Origin of the sequence: Paenibacillus amylolyticus (assembly GCF_036894225.1) — a bacterium.
GTDB lineage: Bacteria > Bacillota > Bacilli > Paenibacillales > Paenibacillaceae > Paenibacillus > Paenibacillus amylolyticus.
The window spans coordinates 6,217,557-6,238,554 of sequence record NZ_CP145892.1 but is presented as its reverse complement, the minus strand read 5'-3'; the positions used below and the strand labels follow the sequence as shown (position 1 = coordinate 6,238,554).

Genomic DNA, 20,998 nt, shown 5'->3' with positions numbered 1-20,998 from the left:
TTCTATCAGATCAAGCCAGCTCATAACCTAAACTATGGATTTGAACAACACGACCGGCACATGACCGGCCATAGATAACGGAGGGTTATATTCGAATGAAAGAAGCTCGTGTACAGGTAAAGGTACCCCTTGTCCCTCGTCCAGGTATGCAAGAGCCGGAGGGAAATACCGTTTCTGGAGTGGAAAAAGACAAGCCTGCCCCATTGAACCTGAGGACTGTTCCATCACAGCCTGCAAGATTATCCAATCCAGGGCGGGTGTCGGCAGATGAACTGAACCGAAAGACAACCGAGCATATTCATATACCTGTTATTGAGCTGGACCAGTTCCGCCGAGTGAAGCGTCGCCGAATGCGGACGTTTGGACGAAAACCCCGATGGGGACGTAATACGACGCGATGGCAACCTGCTGCCGCTGTATCTGCCTTATTGGCAATGGCGTTACTGATTCCGGTAATTCTGGTATGGCCGCGGACAAGCGAATCACCAAAGCCGATCCCTGCTCCAACAGATTCAAGCAGTACAAGAACCCCAGCTCCTGCGCCAGCCGTTCCTGTTACGTACCCTGAACCTAAAGTGCGCGTATACCTGTCTGCAACGGGCACAACGATGAATCTGCCATTGGAAGACTATGTTACCGGGGTGGTGGCAGCTGAGATGCCTGCGGAATTCAGACTGGAGGCGTTAAAGGCGCAGGCAATAGCTGCTCGTACATTTATCGTGCGTAGGTTAGCTGCGAGTGATACAAGCGGTGTTCCATCAGGTGCGGCGGATGTGACGGATACGATCAGCCATCAGGTGTTTATTCCGCCAGATCAGGTGAAAGCGGATTGGACGCGTCTAGGGAAGGCGAAGGAATGGGAGAAGCTGCAACAGGCTGTACGCGAAAGTCGAGATACGGTGATGACATATCAGGGCAAGGCAATCACCGCATCCTTTTTTTCCACAAGTAATGGATATACCGAGAATGCGGAGGATGTATGGGGAAACGCTGTGCCGTATCTGCAAAGTGTAGACAGTCCGTGGGACAAAAACCTGGCACCAGGATTCAAACAGACCGTCACCATGAAGCGTAACGAGATTCTGCAAAAGTTAAACTTGGATGCCATTCCGGTTACCGCCCAGAAGGGTGGATCGTGGATGGAAGTATTGTCTACAACCAAAGGGCATCGAATTAAGGAAATGCAGATCGCAGGTGAGACATTCAGTGGACCCGAGGTTCGTAAACTGCTTGGATTAAGATCCAGCCAGTTCAGTTGGAAGACCACAGGTGACGAAATCCAGATTACAACGTACGGTTACGGTCATGGGGTTGGCATGAGCCAATGGGGAGCAAACGGCATGGCGCAGGAGGGACACACGGCCACCCAAATTCTCAAACACTACTATACCGGCATTTCATTCGGACAGGCATCCAAGATGCTTGCATCGAAGTAGGAGAGATGAACACGGATGGATAAAGCGAAATAATTCGAATGAGTAGGAGTATGTGCGAATGTATACAAATGTATGTGAATGAGAGCAGTTTTGGTTTGGAACTCATCAGACTTCCCACATACCATTGGCGCGCTAACGAATCTGAGAGACCTTATTGGGCGTTATCACAACGAATGGAAATTCTAAAAAATCTCGGACACGTTATATCACGACATACCACCGAACTGATCCGATAATAGCGCCCAAAAAAGTAATTAGCGTGTCTATGGTTCGTTAGAATTCCTAAGCCACGGTTTCCCTGCCAATAAGGCGGCCTGAGTTCGTTAGAAATATATTATTATCTAATCATTAGCAAAATTGAGGGTGCTGTCATTCACCACATGTTCATTCGCAATAAGCAGCCAAACCAAAAATAAAATCAGAACGTTGAAATCAAGTTTCCAAGCTCTAAGGTTAAAAAATTGATTTATGTTCCCTGTCTACCAAGCAACTTCTAACTATACTGTAACCATTCATGATCGAGCTTCTTTTAAATCTAGATGTTGTATTGAACAGTCAGTATTGGCGCGCTTTGTCTATCTCTAATCTCACATCTCACTTTCAAAGAAGCTGGGCGGTTTAAATCTGCATTATCCAGTCACATCCTATATCCTTTCTCTCACCGATAAATGCACTTCATAGAAGGATTGGCAACTACAGCCAATCCGGACCAGTCTACCAACACCCATTCCGGAGCTTTCGAGATTTGGCTATATATGCGGAGAGTGCTAGCCGTATGGGGAGCGAAGGGGACAGAAAAGACCTGTAGAAGCAAAGTGTCCGCCTTTACTACCGGATTTCACCTTTGAAGAAGGTGATAGAAGAAATCTGGTAGTAACCAGCGGTCGAAAGGTTTTCTGGCCCCGAAGCGGCGCACCAACTAGCTGCACACACACTCCATATATAGCACTCTCTGAAACCTCCGTGAAAATAATTAGAGTCGCGCGTGTATAAAAGAGTTGCACCCGGTAACACTTGTTACTGAGGTGATTAACATGAATGAACAAAACAAAAAAACAAACCAAGAAGAAACTCCTAAAACAACTCAAGGAGTACCGGCTAGCCAGCCCTCTTCATGGAAAAGAGCAATGTCCAAACGCTGGGTCTTCCCGGCAGCCTACATCGCAGCAGCAGGCATTATACTAACCTTAGTGTGGGTCTATCAGGGCACAGGCGACAAAACGCTAAACTCGGACCCTGCTAGCGGGGTAGTAGAAACAGGTGCATCGGCGGGTACAGAAGGAACAGCAGTAGGTGGAGAAGAAGAAAGTGTGGAAGTTGTTGCAAAGTCGGAGAATTTTGGTTGGCCGGTAGCGGTACCGTCCGAAATTTCGGTAGTGAAACCTTTCTATGATAGCGAAGCTTCAACCGAGGAACATGAAGCGGCAATGGTGCAGTACAATGATACATTCATCCCGAACACGGGTGTGGATCTGGCACGTGGGGATAACAAAACGTTTGAAGTCAAAGCAGCACTCGCCGGTAAAGTTACCCGGGTTGAGCAAAATCCGCTCACAGGTCAAGTTGTGGAAATCACACATAGCGATAACCTGAAGACGGTGTACCAAAGCTTGGCAGACGTCAAAGTGAAACAGGACGACGAAGTGAAACAGGGAGATGCGATTGCATCCGCTGGCGTCAATGAATTGGGTAAAACGCTTGGCAATCACCTTCACTTTGAAGTGTACGAAGACGGACAGCCGGTTAACCCGCAAGGATATCTTCCGGAAAAATAAATGAATTTTACCGCAGCAACATGACGGGCAGGGGGTTAAACCTCTGCTCTTTTTGTGCTTTTCAGAAAATAATGGGACCTTCGAAGCTTGTCACACCTCTAAACCGCGAATATATAGGCATGCTCCTCATATAATGTACCAAACTATCCACACAGTAGGGAGGCGGGAGCGTGCACGATTACATCAAGGAACGGACCATCAAAATTGGTCGCTGCATTGTTGAGACGAGGAATACGGTCCGTACCATAGCCAAAGAATTCGGCGTGTCAAAGAGTACTGTGCATAAGGATCTGACGGAGCGTCTGCCGGAAATCAACCCTGATCTTGCTGACCAGGTGAAACACATTTTGGAGTATCACAAGTCGATCCGCCATTTGCGGGGCGGTGAAGCGACCAAAATTAAATACAAAAAAACGAGTGGCAAGAAACGTGAGGTGTTGGCTTCCGCCAAATCGTAAGCATCTTCACAAAGACGTAGGCCAAAAAGCTCACACATGCATTGAATCCCTCCCCTGAAGTATGATATGTTAAATGCTGGTACAGGATCGAATTATGACATCTTATCAGCCCGATTTTTACATATATATGTTGCACTTTGTCGAACGAGCGGTGACGTGATAAGGGACTCTTTTTCACAGGATACGCTGACCAAATAATATCACTTTGGGGGCTCTTTTATGTTTAGCAAGGATATCGGTATTGATCTTGGCACGGCCAACGTGCTTATTCACGTGAAAGGAAGTGGGGTTGTCCTCGATGAACCTTCCGTCGTGACCATTGAAAGAGATACGAAGCGTGTCCTTGCTGTTGGGGAAGAAGCGCGTCGTATGGTGGGGCGTACTCCAGGTAACATTGTTGCCATTAGACCGCTGCGTGACGGCGTTATTGCGGACTTCGAGATTACAGAAGCGATGCTCAGACATTTCATTAATCGTGTGGGTGCAAGAAGCTGGTACAGCCACCCTCGAATTTTGATCTGTGCACCAACGAACATTACTTCCGTGGAGCAGAAGGCCATCCGTGAGGCGGCAGAACGCAGTGGTGCCAAAGAAGTGTTTCTGGAAGAAGAGCCGAAAGCGGCAGCGATCGGTGCGGGAATGGATATTTTTCAGCCGAGCGGCAATATGGTCGTGGATATCGGCGGCGGTACGACTGACGTTGCAGTCCTTTCTATGGGCGACGTGGTCACCGCCTCTTCTATTAAAGTCGCAGGGGACAAGTTCGACGAAGCCATTATCAAGTTTATCAAAGCCAAGTACAAGCTCATGATCGGTGAACGGACCGCTGAAGATATCAAAATTGCGATTGGTACCGTACATCCGGGTGGACATCAAACGGAGATGGACATTCGCGGACGCGATATGGTATCCGGCCTTCCTGTTACCGTAACGATATCGGGAAATGAAGTACAGGAAGCACTTTGGGATTCCGTGCAATCCATCATCGTGGCAGCCAAATCGGTATTGGAACGTACACCGCCTGAATTGTCAGCGGACATTATCGACCGTGGTGTTGTATTGACTGGCGGAGGTGCATTGCTGAACGGACTGGACGAGCTTTTGTCCAATGAATTGCATGTACCGGTATGGGTGGCGGAAGATCCAATGCACTGTGTCGTGAAGGGGACAGGCATAATGCTTAATAATTTGGATCAGGTGGTTAAGAAAAAGTTCTAATCTGCCGATATAAATAGCAAAGGTTCGCCATGCTCGGAAAGCAGAACGGACAAGCAGCCAACCTGTGATGCAGGTCAAGCGCTTGAGGAGAGGGGTTAATTCATGTTAAGAGGTCTGTACACCGCTACTGCGGGAATGATTACGCAACAACGCCGCCATGACACAGCAACACAGAATATCGTAAATATGAACACCACGGGATATAAACAGGTGAACAGCGTAAGCCGTTCCTTCCCGGAAATGCTCATTACTTTGGTAGGCGGAGATGCAAATCTTCCAACAAAGCGGCTGGGCAAGCTGAACACGGGGGTGTTCGCGGAAGAGAGTTTGTCCATGAATTTGCAGGGGACCATTATGGAGACTGGGCAGAAAAACGATTTTTCCATTTCATCCAATATGACTGTCAATGATCCGCAGACTGGACAACCTGTCCCGTTTGACGCATCAGGCAAATTTGTACGGGCCGACGGCACGGTGACTTACCAGCCTCAGGCGTATTTTACAGTTCAAGATGCAGAAGGTAACACCGGATATACACGCGATGGTCACTTCGAGATCACTGGAACGGGACAATTGCTGAGTTCAACAGGTTCACAAGTGTTGGATAATAATGGACAACCTGTAGTGTTGACAGGTTCTGTGGAGCAATTTAAAGTGGATGAGCAAGGCCGTTTGGTGAATGCAGCAACGGGTGCACCAACAGGGGTTACTCTTGGCATTAGTGTCATTGACCAGCCGAATCAACTGGTTCGTCAAGGTAATGGCAATTTCAGTCTCAGCGATGCAAACGGGGCAACGTCCCGGATGATGGCTGCCGGTGATAATGTGCAGATCCGTCAAGGATACCTGGAAGGTTCCAATGTTGATGCCTCACAGGCAACGGTTGATATGAACGCCGCATTCCGTGCGTATGAAGCAAACCAGAAGATCGTACAATTCTACGACCGCAGTCTGGATAAAGCCGTCAATGAAGTCGGGCGTGTATAACGCCGACGTTTAAATATAACCGCGCAGCGGAGAGCCAAACGCCCTTTGCGTAGCAAAGCAGAGAGGCTCACGTCAAGCGCAAGAGCCTAGACGCAGCCGAGCCTATGCGAGGAATGCGTAGCAGTACCTGAGCGAAGCGACGGTCTCGACAGCCCTTTGCGGAGCAAAGCAAGGAAGAGACCCCGCGGAGCGCAAGAGCGTAGACGCAGCCGAGCCTATGCGAGGAATGCGTAGCAGTACCTGAGCGAAGCGACGGTCACGACAGCCCTTTGCGGAGCAAAGCAGGGAAGAGACCCCGCGGAGCTACACGCCGCATAAAGAGCGTGCCGTGCTATGATTCAGCCATGTGAAACGATGGCGGGAATCATAGTCGGGCAGTCGCGGCGCACATACACCACCGCCACTTAGCAAGATCGTACCCCACTTACCTAATCCGCCTGTTTCGGGAGTCCAGAGGGCAGCGCCATCTGGGGCCCTCCCTACTAGGGAGGGTTTGGGAGGGTGGACAGGACACAAGGGAGGGTATACCACCAATGAATAATTCCATGATTAGTGCCAAGGTTTCCATGACTGCCATACAGCAGCGTCTGGATGTCATTTCCGATAATATTGCCAACGTGAATACGGCAGGCTATAAGAGCAAGCAGGCGGCATTCGAGGATGTGCTGACCCGGGTTCAACAACAACCGGACAAGTACAAACTGGATGGGCGTTCCACACCGATGGGATATAACCTCGGTTTTGGTGCTCGTTTGGCAGATGTAACGAAGGATATGTCTCAAGGCCCCTTGAACGAGACTGGTCTTCCGACCGATCTGGCCATTGAAGGAAATGCGATGTTTGCAGTTGAAGCGAATGGGGAGAAAATGTGGACACGTCAGGGTGCATTTCATTTTGTACCTGATACAAGACCTAAGCCTACTCCGAATTCACCTGATATGATGGTGATGGTCAATGGCGAAGGCCACTTTGCCCTGGATCGTCAAGGCAATCGTATTACGGCACCGAATAATAGCAAAGTTGCTTTTGATGAAAATGGCAACCTGTTAATCCGACGCGGTAATGCGGCAAACGCAACCATTGGAGCACAGCTGCAAGTGGTAGACATTGAACGTCCTGAGGGGCTGGTGCAGTTTGCGGATAACCTGTTTGGTCTGGATGCGGGATTAACCGAAGATGATGTATTTGGCGCTAATGCAGCTACACGTCAAGCAGCGGCCTTGATCCGACCAGGATTTCTGGAGCAATCCAACGTTGATCTGACACAGGAGATGTCTTTGCTTATGCAAGGACAGCGGACATATCAGCTGGCGGCAAAGGCGCTAACTTCAAGTGATTCCATGTTGGGTCTTGCCAACAATATGAGAGCGTAAAAGGTGAATGTGATGACAGAAACACAGCAGCAGAACAGTAAGCCGGAGAAAAAGGAAGTCAAGAAGAAGAAGAGTGGATGGCGCATCGCAAGATGGTTCCTGGTTCCGGTCCTGCTTGTTCTTGCCCTCGCTGGCGGAATGGTAGCTGGATATGTGGTACTGGGCAAACAGGATATCGGTTCCGTATGGCAATGGAGTACATGGGAACATGTATATAATCTGGTATTCGCTCCATAATGTAACGAGTTAAGCGAAAACTCCTGCGCAGGCAGGAGTTTTCTTTTTGACGTTGAAAACAGTATAATGATGGATGACGTTTGACGTCACAAAAGAGGCCTCCCCTGCGAAAGACATTCGTCATCGCGAAGAGAGACCCCTTATCTTAACCTTCACTACTGCAGTCATGAAGGATATAACTAGTGTTAACCGAAAATATGCTTTCCATACAAAATTTAAAAATTAAAAACCTTTTATATGAGCTTCGACTTGATCATAATCAGGTTTTCCATGTCCGCACTAAAGTCAGTGAAGGGAACGGAATCGTTCGAAAGAAGCGAAGCGCTCGCCTTTGTTTCCTAATGTTATCCATCTGAAAAATAGTTCAGAAACATTAGGAAACAACAGCGATCGAAAGAACGATCCGTAACCGTAACGGTCACCTATGCGCACATGAAAAATCCATGATGAAGAACGCTCATATAAACATCCTGAGAGGAGATTACACTGTGCTCGATATCAAACAGATTCAAGAAATTATCCCGCATCGTCCGCCGTTCCTGTTGGTGGACAAGATTCTAGAGATTGAGGATGGCAAACGTGCCGTTGGTTTGAAAAACGTAACCATTAACGAACCTTTCTTCATTGGTCATTTCCCAGAGTATCCGGTAATGCCGGGTGTACTGATTACAGAAGCGCTGGCGCAAGTTGGTGCAGTAGCCATTCTGAATCTGGAAGGCAACAAAGGAAAAATCGGCTTTTTGGCGGGACTGGACAACTTCCGATTCCGTGGACAAGTTGTGCCCGGAGATACGTTGATTCTGGAAGTGGAGATTACACGTCTGAAAGGTTCTATTGGTAAAGGTAAAGCAACTGCCCGAGTCAACGACAAAGTGGTCGCTGAAGGCGAGATCATGTTTGCACTGTCTGACCCAAGCTGATTACATACGTGAGCATTGACATCATGCAGGAACGTAGACGGACCGAATGATGCAAGATGCTGAAGTAACTCAGCACACCTGAATTTATATAGACGGAAGGGGTTTATCGGAATGGAACAGTTAAGCACAGCAGCAGCAGAGACGTTGCAGCAATGGTTGGAGGATGCTTCGATTGATGAAGCAACGAAACAGGAGCTTCGTGACTTGCAGGATCAGCCGAAAGAGCTGGAGGAACGTTTTTACAGAAACCTGGAGTTTGGTACAGGTGGATTGCGCGGAGTCATTGGTGCCGGAAGCAACCGGATGAACCGTTACACCGTAGGTCGGGCAACGCAAGGATTTGCGCGTTATTTGCTTGAGCAGCATGGTGACCAAGAAGGCAAACCTTCTGTAGTCATTGCTCATGATTCCCGCCATTTCTCACCTGAATTCACACTGGATGCTGCGCTTGTACTGGCTGGGAACGGCATTGTAGCCAAGCTGTTCCCGTCCTTGCGCTCAACTCCTGAGTTGTCATTCGCAGTGCGTCATCAGAAGGCAACTGGAGGGATCGTTGTAACAGCGAGCCATAACCCACCGGAATATAACGGCTACAAAGTATACAATCATGAGGGCGGTCAATTGGTACCGGATGAAGCGGAAAAAGTCATTCAGTACATCCAGGAAGTGCCTTCCCTTGCTGACGTGAAAAAGCTGACGCAAGAAGAAGCAGAAGCTCAAGGACTCCTGATCTGGTTGGGTGAAGACCAAGACCAAGCGTTTGTGGATACCGTAGCGAGCCGCAGTCTGAGCCGTGAACTGATCCAATCCGGCATAGGCCGTGATTTCAAAATCGTTTACACACCGCTTCACGGAACAGGTAACATTCCTGTACGTCGCGTGCTGGAGCAGATCGGATTCGAGCAAGTGCACATTGTAGCTGAACAGGAACAGCCGGATGCTGAGTTCTCTACCGTGAAATCCCCTAACCCGGAAGAACGCGAAGCGTTTACGCTTGCAATGAAGCTGGGAGAATCCGTAGGCGCTGACATTCTGATCGGAACAGATCCGGATGCAGACCGTATGGGTGCTGTCGTGAAGGACAATGATGGCAAATATTTCGTCTTGTCCGGTAACCAGTCTGGTGCCATTATGGTACATTACCTGCTCAGTCGCCTGCAAGAGACAGGTACACTGCCAAGCAATGGTGCGGTTGTCAAAACAATCGTAACAAGTGAGATGGGTGCTGTTATTGCTGAACATTACGGTGCAGAAGTGATGAACACACTGACGGGCTTCAAATATATTGGTGAAAAAATGAACCAGTTCGAAGCAACAGGCAGTCATACATTCTTGTTCGGATATGAAGAGAGTTATGGCTACCTTTCCGGTAACTATGCCCGTGACAAGGATGCTGTCCTTGCCTCGATGCTGATTGCTGAAGCAGCTGCGTATTATAAGAGCCAAGGCAAGACGTTGTATGATGTCTTGCAAGAGCTGTACAACCAATTCGGATATTTCTTGGAGAAGCTGGAGTCCCGTACGCTGAAAGGCAAAGACGGCGTGGCTCAGATTCAAGCCAAAATGACGGACTGGCGTTCCAATCCGCCACAAGAAGTAGCGGGAATTGCTGTACAAGATGTACTGGACTACTCCCTTGGTCTGGACGGTCTTCCGAAGGCGGACGTACTGAAGTTCATTTTGGCAGACGGTTCATGGTTCTGCTTGCGCCCTTCAGGAACAGAACCGAAGATCAAAGTATACTTCGCCGTGCGTGGAGAGAATTTGGAAGATGCGGAAAGCTGGATCGAGCGTCTGGTGACTACAGTGATGTCGCGTGTAGACGCACAATAATACGAATGCAACAATGAGCAAGAACATGAGAAGGCCTCTCCGCACCGTAAGGTTGGTTGGCGGAGGGGTTTTTCTTTGAAATAAAAGTGTAGATGGTTCTAGCATATAAGAGGGCTTGTTGACACAAGCTGTTTGTAACCTATTGTATGAATGTTAAATGAACGAATTACTTGAGCTGAACGTGCATTTGGTTCCAACACTTGAGGAGGTACATGTAGTGCGTCAAAAATGGCTTTATTGGAATAACGCTTCTCGGAAGTGGTTGTGGCTCGTCGTTATTATCGGTCTGGTCGCGTCCATCCCTGTCATCAGTGATCGGGTGCAGACAGAATCTTCTGCCAAAAAGGTGGAGCTTGTCTTTAACTATCGAGGACTGCTGGATATCTCAGCGTATCAGGCACATCCGCAAGATTTCATGAATGAACAATTGACTCGTCTAAAAGACGCAGGCGTAACAACGATGGCTGTGTTCGAAAGTACATTGGACGAGCTGAGAAAGACACGCCGACTAATGGTGTACAATGGCCAAGATCTCGCGAACTTGACCAAAAATGTGATTCCTTCTAATGAAAATTACACGTATGTGTTATTTACATCGGAGGAAAACGCACAGACGTACACCCCTATTATTGAACAAACGTTCGCTGATCGGCAGATTCCGGTAGTACCATGGGAATATGAAGGTCGTAGCGGCTTAATATTGCAGACTCCTCCGGAGAATGCCAACATGCAGCCTTTGCAGCCCGATCCGGTTGCCGTGAAGATGCTGCGTGATAAAGGTTTCTACATTTTGCCGCGGATCTCGGACAGTGTGCCATACAGCCAGGAATCGATGGAGCGCTTGCTTACCTTCTTCGAACAGAATGGCGTAACGCGCATCTTGTTTGATGGTGATGCTGTGAAAGGGTACAATGATAATGCAGAGATGAAAAGTCTCGACCAATTCGCACAGTTGCTGAACAAACACAATATTGGTCTTGCAGCAATTGAGAACTTGAAGAAACCGCAGTCTGGATTCCAGACCCTCGCTTATAAAACGGATTACAACGTTACGCGTCTGTACTCGCTTAGTGATGGGGATGCCAATCTGGACGTAGATACGATTGCTGACCGTTTTGTTCTGGCAACCAAGGATCGCAACATTCGTATGCTCTATATGAATGCATCGCCAAGCCGGAATACAGCAAAGGCTATGATTACAGATCCAATTGAGAATCTGATCAATAGTCTGGGCGAGCCGGGTCATGCGGTAGAACGCATGGCGAAGCATGGATTCGAGCTAGGACAAGCTGAAGCATTTACAGTTAAGGATTCTTCGATTCAGCGTTATGCCAAGCTGGTTGCTCTTGTTGGTGCAATTGCCATGATTGCACTTATGGTTTCTTATTTTATCCCACTACTGACTTTGATCGCATTTGTGGTCGCTTTGGTGGGCAGTGCAGGGTTGTTCCTTTTGAAGCCAACGCTGCTGGAGCAAGGAATTGCCTTGCTTGTGGCCATAGCCGCGCCGACCATAGCGATGGTGCTGGCTGTTCGAACAGTGAACTATCAGCAACAGCGTCAACCCGACGCATCTGCGGGTCGTCGTTTGAAACAGACATTAGTTTTATATGTAAGAACTTCGATTCTGTCATTCCTGGCGGTACCTTTTGTCATCGCGTTGCTTAACAGCATTACGTACAGTCTGGTCATTAACCAGTTCCGCGGCGTGAGTCTGTTGCACTTTGCACCTATGGCACTGGTAGCGATCTATATTGTGTTTTATCGTGGCTCGGGTTCATTCTCTATTAAGAAAATTAAAGAAATGCTTCGTATGCCAATTAATGTGTTAATGGTTGTTTTGGCGCTTGTTGCTGCCATTGTTGGGTACTATTACTTGAGCCGTACAGGCAACTCGGGTTCAGTAACACCATTGGAGATGTTCCTTCGTACCACGTTGGAAGATACGTTCGGTGTACGTCCGAGATTCAAAGAATTTATGCTGGGACACCCGCTATTTATCGTTGGCGTGTTCGCCGCTTTAAAATATCGTAAAGTCATCTTTGTGCTCATTATTGCAGCGATTGGACAGTTGTCCATGGTGGATACGTTCGCGCATATCCATACGCCGGCTGTATTGTCACTCATTCGTGGAGTGATGGGATTGGGACTTGGCTTAATCTTCGGTATCATTGCTGTGGGTGTGTGGCAAGTAGCGGAAGGATGTTGGAAAAAATGGTCACCACTTCTCAAAAGTTAGTCATCTCGGGGTATTACGGATTCCGCAATAGCGGAGACGAAGCGGTGCTAAAGTCGATTTTGACAGCGCTGGAAGAGGAAAGCCAAAGGTCGAACATAACAATTGAACCGATTGTTCTCTCGGGTGATCCCGAGTCAACAACCGCCATGTACGGTGTGCGCTCCGTGCATCGCATGAAATTGAAGGAAGTCCGTGAAGCACTCAAGGAGAGCGACGGGTTAATCAGTGGCGGAGGAAGTCTATTGCAGGATGCAACTGGACTGAAATCCATTCCTTATTATCTGGGTGTAATCAAGCTGGCCCAGTGGCTGAAAAAACCAACGTTTATCTATGCACAGGGGATTGGTCCTGTGAATCGTAAAATTTTTAATCCAATGATCAAATCAGTCTTCAAGGCCTGCACCTATGTATCCGTTCGGGATGAACAATCTGCAGACTACCTGCGTGGGCTCGGGTTACAGTGGAATCAGATCCATGTTGTACCCGACCCCGTAATGGGTTTGCCATTACCTGAAACAAAAGTTGAGAGGGGCGAAGGTGCTGTCTCAGCAAATGCTGCTACTCAAGCTAATCGAGTGGAACCTTCAACTGGAGGACATACCAAGCTTCCTGTGATCGGCGTATCGGTACGTTTCTGGGAGTCAGACCGGAAGGAACTTACGGCTATTGCCGCCGGATTGAAAAAGCTGTGCTCCAAAAGAGCCGTGCACTTGCGTTTTCTACCATTTCATCTGCCAGTGGATGAACAGGCATCACGATTCCTTATGGAAATGTTAGGTGATGTGACCAGCAAAGGCAGCGAGATTAGCATCACAGAAGATCTGACCGACCCTCAGCTTATGCTGGAGGAAGTCAGCAAGTGTGATCTCGTCATCGGTATGCGTCTGCACAGTCTGATCTATGCGGCTTCGCAATATGTGCCTCCGGTGGGTATCTCGTATGATCCGAAAATTGATCAATTCCTGCTTCGTCTGGACAGTGAACCAGCAGGCAATACGGATACACTCGATGGGAACAAACTCGCTAAGACTGTTGTTGGACTGCTGGATCAACGTTCACAGTGGTTGAAGGAACATGAAGTAAGCATCACCCAACTGAAGCAGGAAGCCAGAGTGCCTGCACAGCAGATTATTAACTATTTAGGCCGCAAAGGATGAGATAAAGATGAGTCAGACCGGATCAATACCTACCGTTTCGATCTACGGCATTCCTTTTTCCAAACTGACGATGAAAGAAACGGTAAAGGTTCTCCAGGAAGCTGTGCTATCCAAGCAGACACCACATCAGGTCATTACAGCCAATCCAATTATGGTTATGGCCGCATTGGAAAATCCCGCAATCATGGAAGTCATGCAAGCTGCGGAATTGATTGTTCCTGATGGAACAGGTGTCGTATGGGCTGCAAACTATTGTGGAGATCCTGTAGCTGAGCGAGTGCCGGGTTTTGAGCTTTTACATGAATTGCTGCGTGTTGGAGAAAACTATCGATGGGGCGTATATCTGCTTGGTTCCACCCCTGAGGTGATTCAAGAAACGGCAGTTCGGTTACAACAGCAATATCCGGCGATTCGAATTGTGGGTTATCGCGACGGTTATTTTGGTCCGGCTGAGGATGAACAGGTCATCGCTTCTATTCGGGAAGCGGCACCTGATCTGTTGTTTGTAGCACGTGGGGCGGACACCCAAGAACCGTGGATTCACAAACACAAAGATGCACTACAGGTTCCTGTAACCATGGGCGTTGGCGGCAGCTTTGATGTGATTTCGGGCAAAACCAAACGTGCGCCTATGCTGTTCCAAAAGTTAAGACTGGAGTGGTTCTATCGCTTGTTGCGTGAACCAAGCCGGGCTGGCCGTATGCTTGCGCTTCCGAAATTCGCTGTTAAGGTGATGCGTGACAAAGAAAACGTGACGAAAGTCCGTTAAAAACAGGTAATTGCGAGATAAATGCGTGTTTTTGCTAGAAATTGAGGATGGCTTTTCGGGTGTGATGAGCGTATAATTCATTCCGGATTACATGTGTGCCACTCCATGAAAAACGGAAGTTGTTGCATACGGCCACTTCGATGTCAGAATAACCTTTTGATCGCTGTTATCTCTGGATTTCTTTTATCCACCTTTACAAGGTTGAAATCCCGCGATAGCATATGCTTACGATGTAGCTTTCTTTCAGAAAGCTTGTAGGCGAACGCTTCGCTTCTACAGGTTATTTCTGCCCTCTCCGTTCTGGTGCAAATTGCATTTTTCATCAAAAGTGACTAACAAATAATTTTATATATAAAAAGAGATCAGGGGATTTATAATTTCGTACAGGTATTATAATTGGGGGTCGAATGTTCAAATGGTAGCGATCTTTATCATTGGATTTATCGTGTCAATGGGACTGGCTCTTGCCCTGACACCACTTGTCAAAAAGTTCGCAGTCCGCATTGGCGCAATGGATACGCCGAATGCACGTAAAGTACACACACGGATCATGCCACGTCTTGGTGGTCTGGGGATATTCCTGGCCTTTATTATTACAGTTGCTGCATTGCTTCCGTTTGTATCGGCATGGTTCACGACTCGGGATATGAGTTTTGTCAGCGCGTTTCTGATTGGTGGAACAATTATCGTGCTGATCGGCGCACTCGATGATCGGTTTGAACTATCGGCCAAAGTGAAGCTGCTTGGTCAGATCGTTGCTGCTTCTGTCGTTGTATTTGGATTTAATATCCGGGTAGATTTCGTTAACATTCCGTTTCAGGATTCCTACTCTTCACTCGAAGCTTGGGTATCCATTCCCCTGACGATCTTCTGGATCGTTGGTGTAACGAATGCGATTAACCTGATTGATGGTCTGGATGGTCTGGCAGCCGGTGTATCTGGTATTGCAATTGGTACTATTGCCGTAATGTCCTTCCTGATGGGTAACATGATGATTGCCTTGATGTGTCTTGTATTGCTGGGTAGTATTATCGGATTCCTATTCTTTAACTTCCATCCTGCCAAGATCTTCATGGGGGATACCGGATCACTATTCCTTGGTTTCTCTCTGGCGATGCTGTCCATGCTGGGATTCAAACAAATTGCTATCGTGTCCTTTATTACACCGCTGATTATTATCGGTGTGCCGCTCTCGGATACCTTCTTCGCGATTATCCGTCGTGCGGTACAACGGAAACCGATTTTCGCACCGGATAAAGGTCACCTGCATCACTGCTTACGTGAACTTGGATTCAGTCACCGTCAGACGGTACTGATCATATACGGAATTGCCGCATTCTTCGGAGTTCTGGCGATTATCCAATCTTCCGCTGCCATGTTTGAAGCGAACTGGGTAACATTTGTGGTCATCTGTATCATGATGTTCTTCCTCCAGGTGGGAGCAGAAGTCATCGGACTTGTTAGCAAAACGAGAAGACCGGTTATTAACTTCCTGATGCGCATGCGCGTCAAGTTAAATCCCGAGACCCGTTCGAAATCATAAATAGATAAATGTAATGGTTACAGCTATTCTTGAATATTATTCCAGACCCAACCTTATCCCTCGTGGATAAGGTTTTTTGTTTATTTTGAGATTTTTACTAAATAATTGGATCTTTTTGCCGATATATAAAGGTAACTGACTTAAAAGAGGAGAGATGATATTTAATGCTGCGTATGAAAAAGTCAATTGTTTGGCTAATGCTGATAGCGCTGGTAGTAACTCTGATTCCTGCTGGCTATGCACCAGTTGCATCGGCGGCGGGACAGACAAGTTACTTTACTCCTGACAATGCTGGGAATGTCCAATTGAAAGATACAGTAGGACTGAAGTTGAGCGGAAACAGTGCCAATGCGGATGTGTTGTCTCGTACATCAGCTTTTGTTGTTACAGGAAAGGAACAGGTTTTAACAGGAACATTCACGAATGTTACAGGTTCAACACTCGGTGTGAATGTTCAGCTGATGAATCTCAAAGGTGACACTTGGACTCCTGATAGTACACGTGTTGCACCAGGGGTAGTAACTGTTGATCCTAATCGACCGGATAATCGGTTTAGATCAACCATTACACTGTTCCCAGGGATGAATAAAATTACGTTTACAGGTTCCCAAGGACCAAGTGAACGCTCTGAGAGTTTTTATATTTTATACGATTCCGTCCCATACATTGAGAAGTTGCAAGTCCTTGGTGGAGCGGATAACCTCAACTTGAATGAGGGATCTCAGGTTGTGGTTAACACCGGCGAAGTTACAATTCAAGGTGTTGCGCAGAACTCATCCAAAGTAACGATATCGTTGAATGGTGGCTCGGAGCTGCCTACATCACTATTGCAGGATGGTACATTCTTCTCTCCGGTACTGACACTAAAATCAGGTGAGAATACCCTAAGAATGACGATTGAGAGTGGCGTCGATAAGAAAGTATTTAATTATTCTTTGTTATATTATGATGAAACAAAACCATTCACTCAGTTGGATTTAATTGAAGGTGCAAACGGGCTGCCGCAGAGTATGCTTTCATCAGCTAGACCAACCTATGGAGGCACTCCTGCTAGTGCCAATGTGAAAGCACAGTTATTGCTTCCGGGAGCTGATGTTACTGAAGTTCCGGTCATTGATGTCGATGGAAATGGGAACACGGGTGTAAGTAATGTAAATGTGGAACATATCCCTAGCGTGGGACAAAACACACCGGCTTATGTCCTAATTTCCTTTGATATTAACCCGATCACATTCAACGGAGCTCCTGACCGATTACAGAATCATAGTCTATCGGTAGACTATGGGGCTAAAAAAGTTACAACAAGTATGAATTTTGAATATGTACAAGATGCAGTTGTAATTACAGGATTGAAGTATCTTAGAGACTACAATGGGTCTGGTACTGTTCCAGATGGAATACCTCTTGATGGTGCCAGTGTGAGTGGATCGAACTTTTATATTTTAGTGGAGACTAGCAGAGCACCGAGTGATCCAAAAACTTTGGTTGCGGATTATCTGCCTAGAGGAACAAGCACAATTATCGTGAACCATGTAGGTCCGCTTAGTGCAACAGATACTACAAAAAATATTTACGAGATTAAAGGGTTCAAAACGGGAAATCAAGTTGTTCAATTTAAGTATTCCGGATCGACCACAGGTCGGAATGCAACGATTTCATTCGCTTCAAAGAGCTTTATCTCTGTAGAAAATCTTACTGATGGTCAAACTCATGATTTGAAAGACAATGCCACAGGAGTTTCAATCCTGGGTCAGTACATTGGATTTGATACGCTTAGCAGTCCATATTTTGTAGCTGAAATTTTTGCCAACGGTACAAAAGCATATTCTACTGAGGGTAGCGGAAATACGGATTTCCCACGCAAGTTGAACCTGGGGGCAGATGGAACAATTAATAACGTGATCATTCCTATTGGAGAACCCGATGGCTTGTTATTTTTCGGTGAGAACCGAATTGTGCTGACAGGAACAACTAAGGATGAGAACGGACAACTTAAAGAGGTATCTAAGGAACTTCGAATCTATATTAATGATAATAATATTTCGAACATTCGAAACTTCCAACCTGCAATTACGAAAGGTCGACCAGAATTTATTGAACCATTAGACCAGGATGCACAATGGGTCAAAGATGCGTTCAATATGTCACCAGAGTTTGTGTATGCTGATAATAAAATCACCACCAGCTTGAAGAACTTTGATATTGTCATTCGCGGAGCAGGTGCGACACGGATGAGTTTGAGCATGGGGACTCAGAAGATATTCGATCAGGATATTCCAGATGGAAACACGGCAAGTTGGGACAATGCAAAGATTGATCCTCAGTATGCACTGGATAATGGTACTGTTACAGTTGACAGAGCAGGTCGCCAACAGGACTTTGTTATTCGTCTGCGTAATCTCAAAATGGATACACCAGGAACGTATATTTATACACTAGACCTCTTCAATCGGACGGGAGCGAAGACCAGTCAGAAACTTGAAATTGTTAAAGAAGTAACTGGATACCGTATTTTATCACCTAAACCGACTTCAGGTGATCGTGTAGTTGTAAATAAGAACTTTGTTCATTTTGACATCGAAGCAGAAGGTGCAACAGGGGTTATCATTGATAAAGAACCTGCACAGAAGCTGCAAGGTGTAGAGACAGATCGCTTTGTCCTGGATTATGTAGGGTTGAAGCCGGACAAATCTAATAAAATTAAACTAACCATTAACCGTGATGGTGTAACAACCACCGACACTATTGATGTATTCTACACAACAAGTCCAGGTATAGATTCCCAATACATGGCTCCGAAAGTAGCTAATAAGTATTCAGCCTTTAATAAAAAGCTGGAATTGAGTTTCCCGAAAGGTACAGTTATGGAAAGTACTGATATTCGCGGAATCAAGAAATTTTATCCAGACAATAAACTTCTCTTTGGTATCGCAGATCCCAATAATGGTATTGTAGAGCGTCGCAATGATTATGGTACTGTCATGGGCGTAGGTGCAGAGAGAGGTGAGGGTGACCCAGTCAACTTCGATGTACAAGAAGAATACTTCAGAAGATTTTCTGCCATTGTAGGAGATACATTGAACTTCAGTCCAATTTCTGATATTTATTGGGTCAGCGGTGGTCTGGGCGAATATGGTTCAAGAGATTCAACAACGTATAAAGCGCCGACGAATGGTATCGGACCGTATACACCTGACGCTCTATACGGAGATGTTAAGGTACCAGCGGAGCGTACAATCAAGCCTTCACAGCGTGGAACATTGACACTGACCTATGATTCAAATGTAGTAGATGATGCTGGAACGACTATTTCCGTCTTCTATTACACACCAGGACGCGAGTGGAAACGAATTGGTGGAGAAGTGGATTCCAAGAAACACACAGTTACTGTGCCATTTGATCAGTTCGGATATTATAAAGTCATGAAATTAAGAAGAAGTTACAACGACATCACGAATCATGGATGGGCTAGAAATATTCTGAATGCACTGTATGCCAAAGGTTTCATGCAACCGATTCGTTTCGAACAATTCGGAACAGATGATCGTGCATCCCGTGGCGAATTTGCTACCATTCTCGTGAAAGGATTGAACTTGCCGATTACTTCGGATAATAAACCTACATTTACAGATGTAGGCGCAGGGACAAGTTCATTTACGTGGGACTATGCAAGTATTGAAACGGCAGCAAGAGCAGGTATTGTATCAGGACTTACGGACGGAAACTTTGGTCCAGATCAACCTCTTACACGTGAGCAAGCAGCTGTAATGATCGCAAGAGCTCTTGAGTTAAAGTTAGCAAGCAATGATAGTAAGTTAACTAGTGCATTGGCCAAATCCTTTATTGACTCAGGAAGCATGGAAGCTTATTCAAGACCAGCGATACAAGCGGTTACGAAGGCTAAAATTATGGAGGGATCTCCAGTCACAGTAGCAGGTCAGAGCAAGCAACAGTTTGCATTCAACCCGAAAGGAAATCTGACACGTGCAGAAGCGGGTAAAATTGCAGTTGAATTGCTTAAAAAGAGCACAAAAGTATTCCCTAAAACCTTGAGTTAATTCATTTGAAACTTCGATGCAATTTAGGAAGGACCTGTCCCTTACTCTAAAGGGGCAGGTCCTTTTCATGGCTGTCAATGAATTGACATAGAGTACTTTTATAATAGAAGAAACAGAATTATTACCAATAACTATTTTTGTAATTTGCTAGAGTTTAAGATACAATAACGGTAAATACACAATGATCTAGAGGGTGAAGTTAGCTAATGAAACCGATTTATTCGAAAGCCCAGCTGGGCTACATGAAGGCAAAGACACAGTTTGAGAAGCAGGCAGTCATTCTGGAGAAAAAGTTGGAAGATACACGCAAGACTCAGGAGATCTCTCAGGAAGTTATGGAAGGGCTTGTACAGTCCACTGGCTTCCATGATGCGTATAACAATCTGGTTCTGGCTGAGAATGAGTTGATTGAATGGTCTCACACGACGATGAAGCATGAGAAAACGTACCGTGAGAACAGACAACCAATTGACGATATGTATCTGAGATTGAACAGTGATCCAAATATGCGTGCTCAAATTATTGAACTCGCGATGAAGATTAAATAACTTATATTTCCAGAACTGCAGGAAAAGCATCCCAATAGGGGTGCTTTTTTATTTTATTTTTTGTGAATTTTGTCGCTTCATAGGTTGAAGTTGCGGGTATAAATAAACGTTGGTAGCACAGACAAACCAGAGATCACCATTCCAGATTCACTGCTGTATCAACGGTTTGAAAAGGTTTTGAATGGCTTCAATACCCGCACTGGACCTATACATAAAAAAAATCAAAACTTTTTTTGTGCAATCCGCAACTTTTTGAAATCTACTGCGTTTAAAGTGTAGAGTCGAAAACATTGGGCCTGTTACCAAGAATGACCTCGTGAAGAATCTTGTCTATTTTTTAGAAAAAATTGCTTTACGGCACGAGAGACCCATTGTATAATACGTAAGGTAGGATTAGGAAACTACTCTATTTACGTGTGATTCTGCTTTATTAACTAGTTTACAAGT

General features: G+C 46.2%; 15 protein-coding genes. All 15 read left to right on the top strand.

All coding sequences use genetic code 11. The annotated features are described in order from the left end of the window. Positions 1 to 95 precede the first annotated feature (95 nt). The 15 genes from spoIID (at position 96) to V6668_RS27445 (ending at position 20,551) form a co-directional block, all read left to right on the top strand. Positions 96 to 1,436 carry a stage II sporulation protein D gene (gene spoIID / locus V6668_RS27515; protein WP_076319218.1) on the top strand — a complete coding sequence of 447 codons (1,341 nt, stop codon included), beginning with the start codon at positions 96 to 98 and terminating at the stop codon, positions 1,434 to 1,436. 1,034 nt (positions 1,437 to 2,470) lie between these two features. Continuing rightward, a complete protein-coding gene (locus V6668_RS27510; protein ID WP_036612548.1) occupies positions 2,471 to 3,211 on the top strand; it encodes a M23 family metallopeptidase in 741 nt (246 codons plus the stop codon). 170 nt (positions 3,212 to 3,381) lie between these two features. Continuing rightward, positions 3,382 to 3,669 carry a sporulation transcriptional regulator SpoIIID gene (gene spoIIID / locus V6668_RS27505; RefSeq protein WP_024632710.1) on the top strand — a complete coding sequence of 96 codons (288 nt, stop codon included), beginning with the start codon at positions 3,382 to 3,384 and terminating at the stop codon, positions 3,667 to 3,669. Positions 3,670 to 3,888: 219 nt separating this feature from the next. Further along, positions 3,889 to 4,887 (top strand): rod shape-determining protein, encoded by a 999-nt coding sequence (locus tag V6668_RS27500; protein ID WP_036612542.1) that lies wholly within the window; start codon positions 3,889 to 3,891, stop codon positions 4,885 to 4,887. Positions 4,888 to 4,989: 102 nt separating this feature from the next. After that, positions 4,990 to 5,874: a flagellar hook-basal body protein gene (locus V6668_RS27495; RefSeq protein ID WP_076319217.1), complete on the top strand. Its 885-nt coding sequence runs from the start codon at positions 4,990 to 4,992 to the stop codon at positions 5,872 to 5,874. A gap of 533 nt (positions 5,875 to 6,407) precedes the next feature. Further along, complete coding sequence (locus V6668_RS27490) at positions 6,408 to 7,247, top strand: flagellar hook-basal body protein (RefSeq protein WP_076319216.1); 840 nt, start codon at positions 6,408 to 6,410, stop codon at positions 7,245 to 7,247. Between the two features lie 12 nt (positions 7,248 to 7,259). After that, a complete protein-coding gene (locus tag V6668_RS27485) occupies positions 7,260 to 7,484 on the top strand; it encodes a DNA-directed RNA polymerase subunit beta (RefSeq protein WP_017691949.1) in 225 nt (74 codons plus the stop codon). Between the two features lie 488 nt (positions 7,485 to 7,972). Next, a complete protein-coding gene (gene fabZ / locus V6668_RS27480; protein WP_036613058.1) occupies positions 7,973 to 8,404 on the top strand; it encodes a 3-hydroxyacyl-ACP dehydratase FabZ in 432 nt (143 codons plus the stop codon). Positions 8,405 to 8,515: 111 nt separating this feature from the next. Beyond that, on the top strand, positions 8,516 to 10,237 hold the full coding sequence (locus V6668_RS27475) for a phospho-sugar mutase (RefSeq protein WP_047840692.1): 1,722 nt from the start codon (positions 8,516 to 8,518) through the stop codon (positions 10,235 to 10,237). Positions 10,238 to 10,454: 217 nt separating this feature from the next. Then, the gene (locus V6668_RS27470; protein ID WP_076319215.1) at positions 10,455 to 12,476 is read left to right on the top strand and encodes a DUF5693 family protein; all 2,022 of its coding nucleotides are present in this window, start codon (positions 10,455 to 10,457) and stop codon (positions 12,474 to 12,476) included. Beyond that, entirely contained in the window at positions 12,452 to 13,633 is a 1,182-nt protein-coding gene (gene csaB / locus V6668_RS27465) for a polysaccharide pyruvyl transferase CsaB (protein ID WP_076319214.1), read from the top strand. The genes V6668_RS27470 and csaB overlap by 25 nt, the downstream gene beginning before the upstream one ends. A 7-nt stretch (positions 13,634 to 13,640) precedes the next feature. Further along, complete coding sequence (locus V6668_RS27460; RefSeq protein ID WP_076319213.1) at positions 13,641 to 14,402, top strand: WecB/TagA/CpsF family glycosyltransferase; 762 nt, start codon at positions 13,641 to 13,643, stop codon at positions 14,400 to 14,402. Between the two features lie 415 nt (positions 14,403 to 14,817). Beyond that, positions 14,818 to 15,945 carry a glycosyltransferase family 4 protein gene (locus tag V6668_RS27455; protein WP_036667762.1) on the top strand — a complete coding sequence of 376 codons (1,128 nt, stop codon included), beginning with the start codon at positions 14,818 to 14,820 and terminating at the stop codon, positions 15,943 to 15,945. Between the two features lie 164 nt (positions 15,946 to 16,109). Then, positions 16,110 to 20,003 (top strand): S-layer homology domain-containing protein, encoded by a 3,894-nt coding sequence (locus V6668_RS27450; RefSeq protein ID WP_076319212.1) that lies wholly within the window; start codon positions 16,110 to 16,112, stop codon positions 20,001 to 20,003. A 206-nt stretch (positions 20,004 to 20,209) separates the two neighbouring features. Next, positions 20,210 to 20,551, top strand: coding sequence for a hypothetical protein (locus tag V6668_RS27445; RefSeq protein ID WP_036612519.1), 342 nt, complete (start codon positions 20,210 to 20,212; stop codon positions 20,549 to 20,551). Positions 20,552 to 20,998 lie beyond the last annotated feature (447 nt).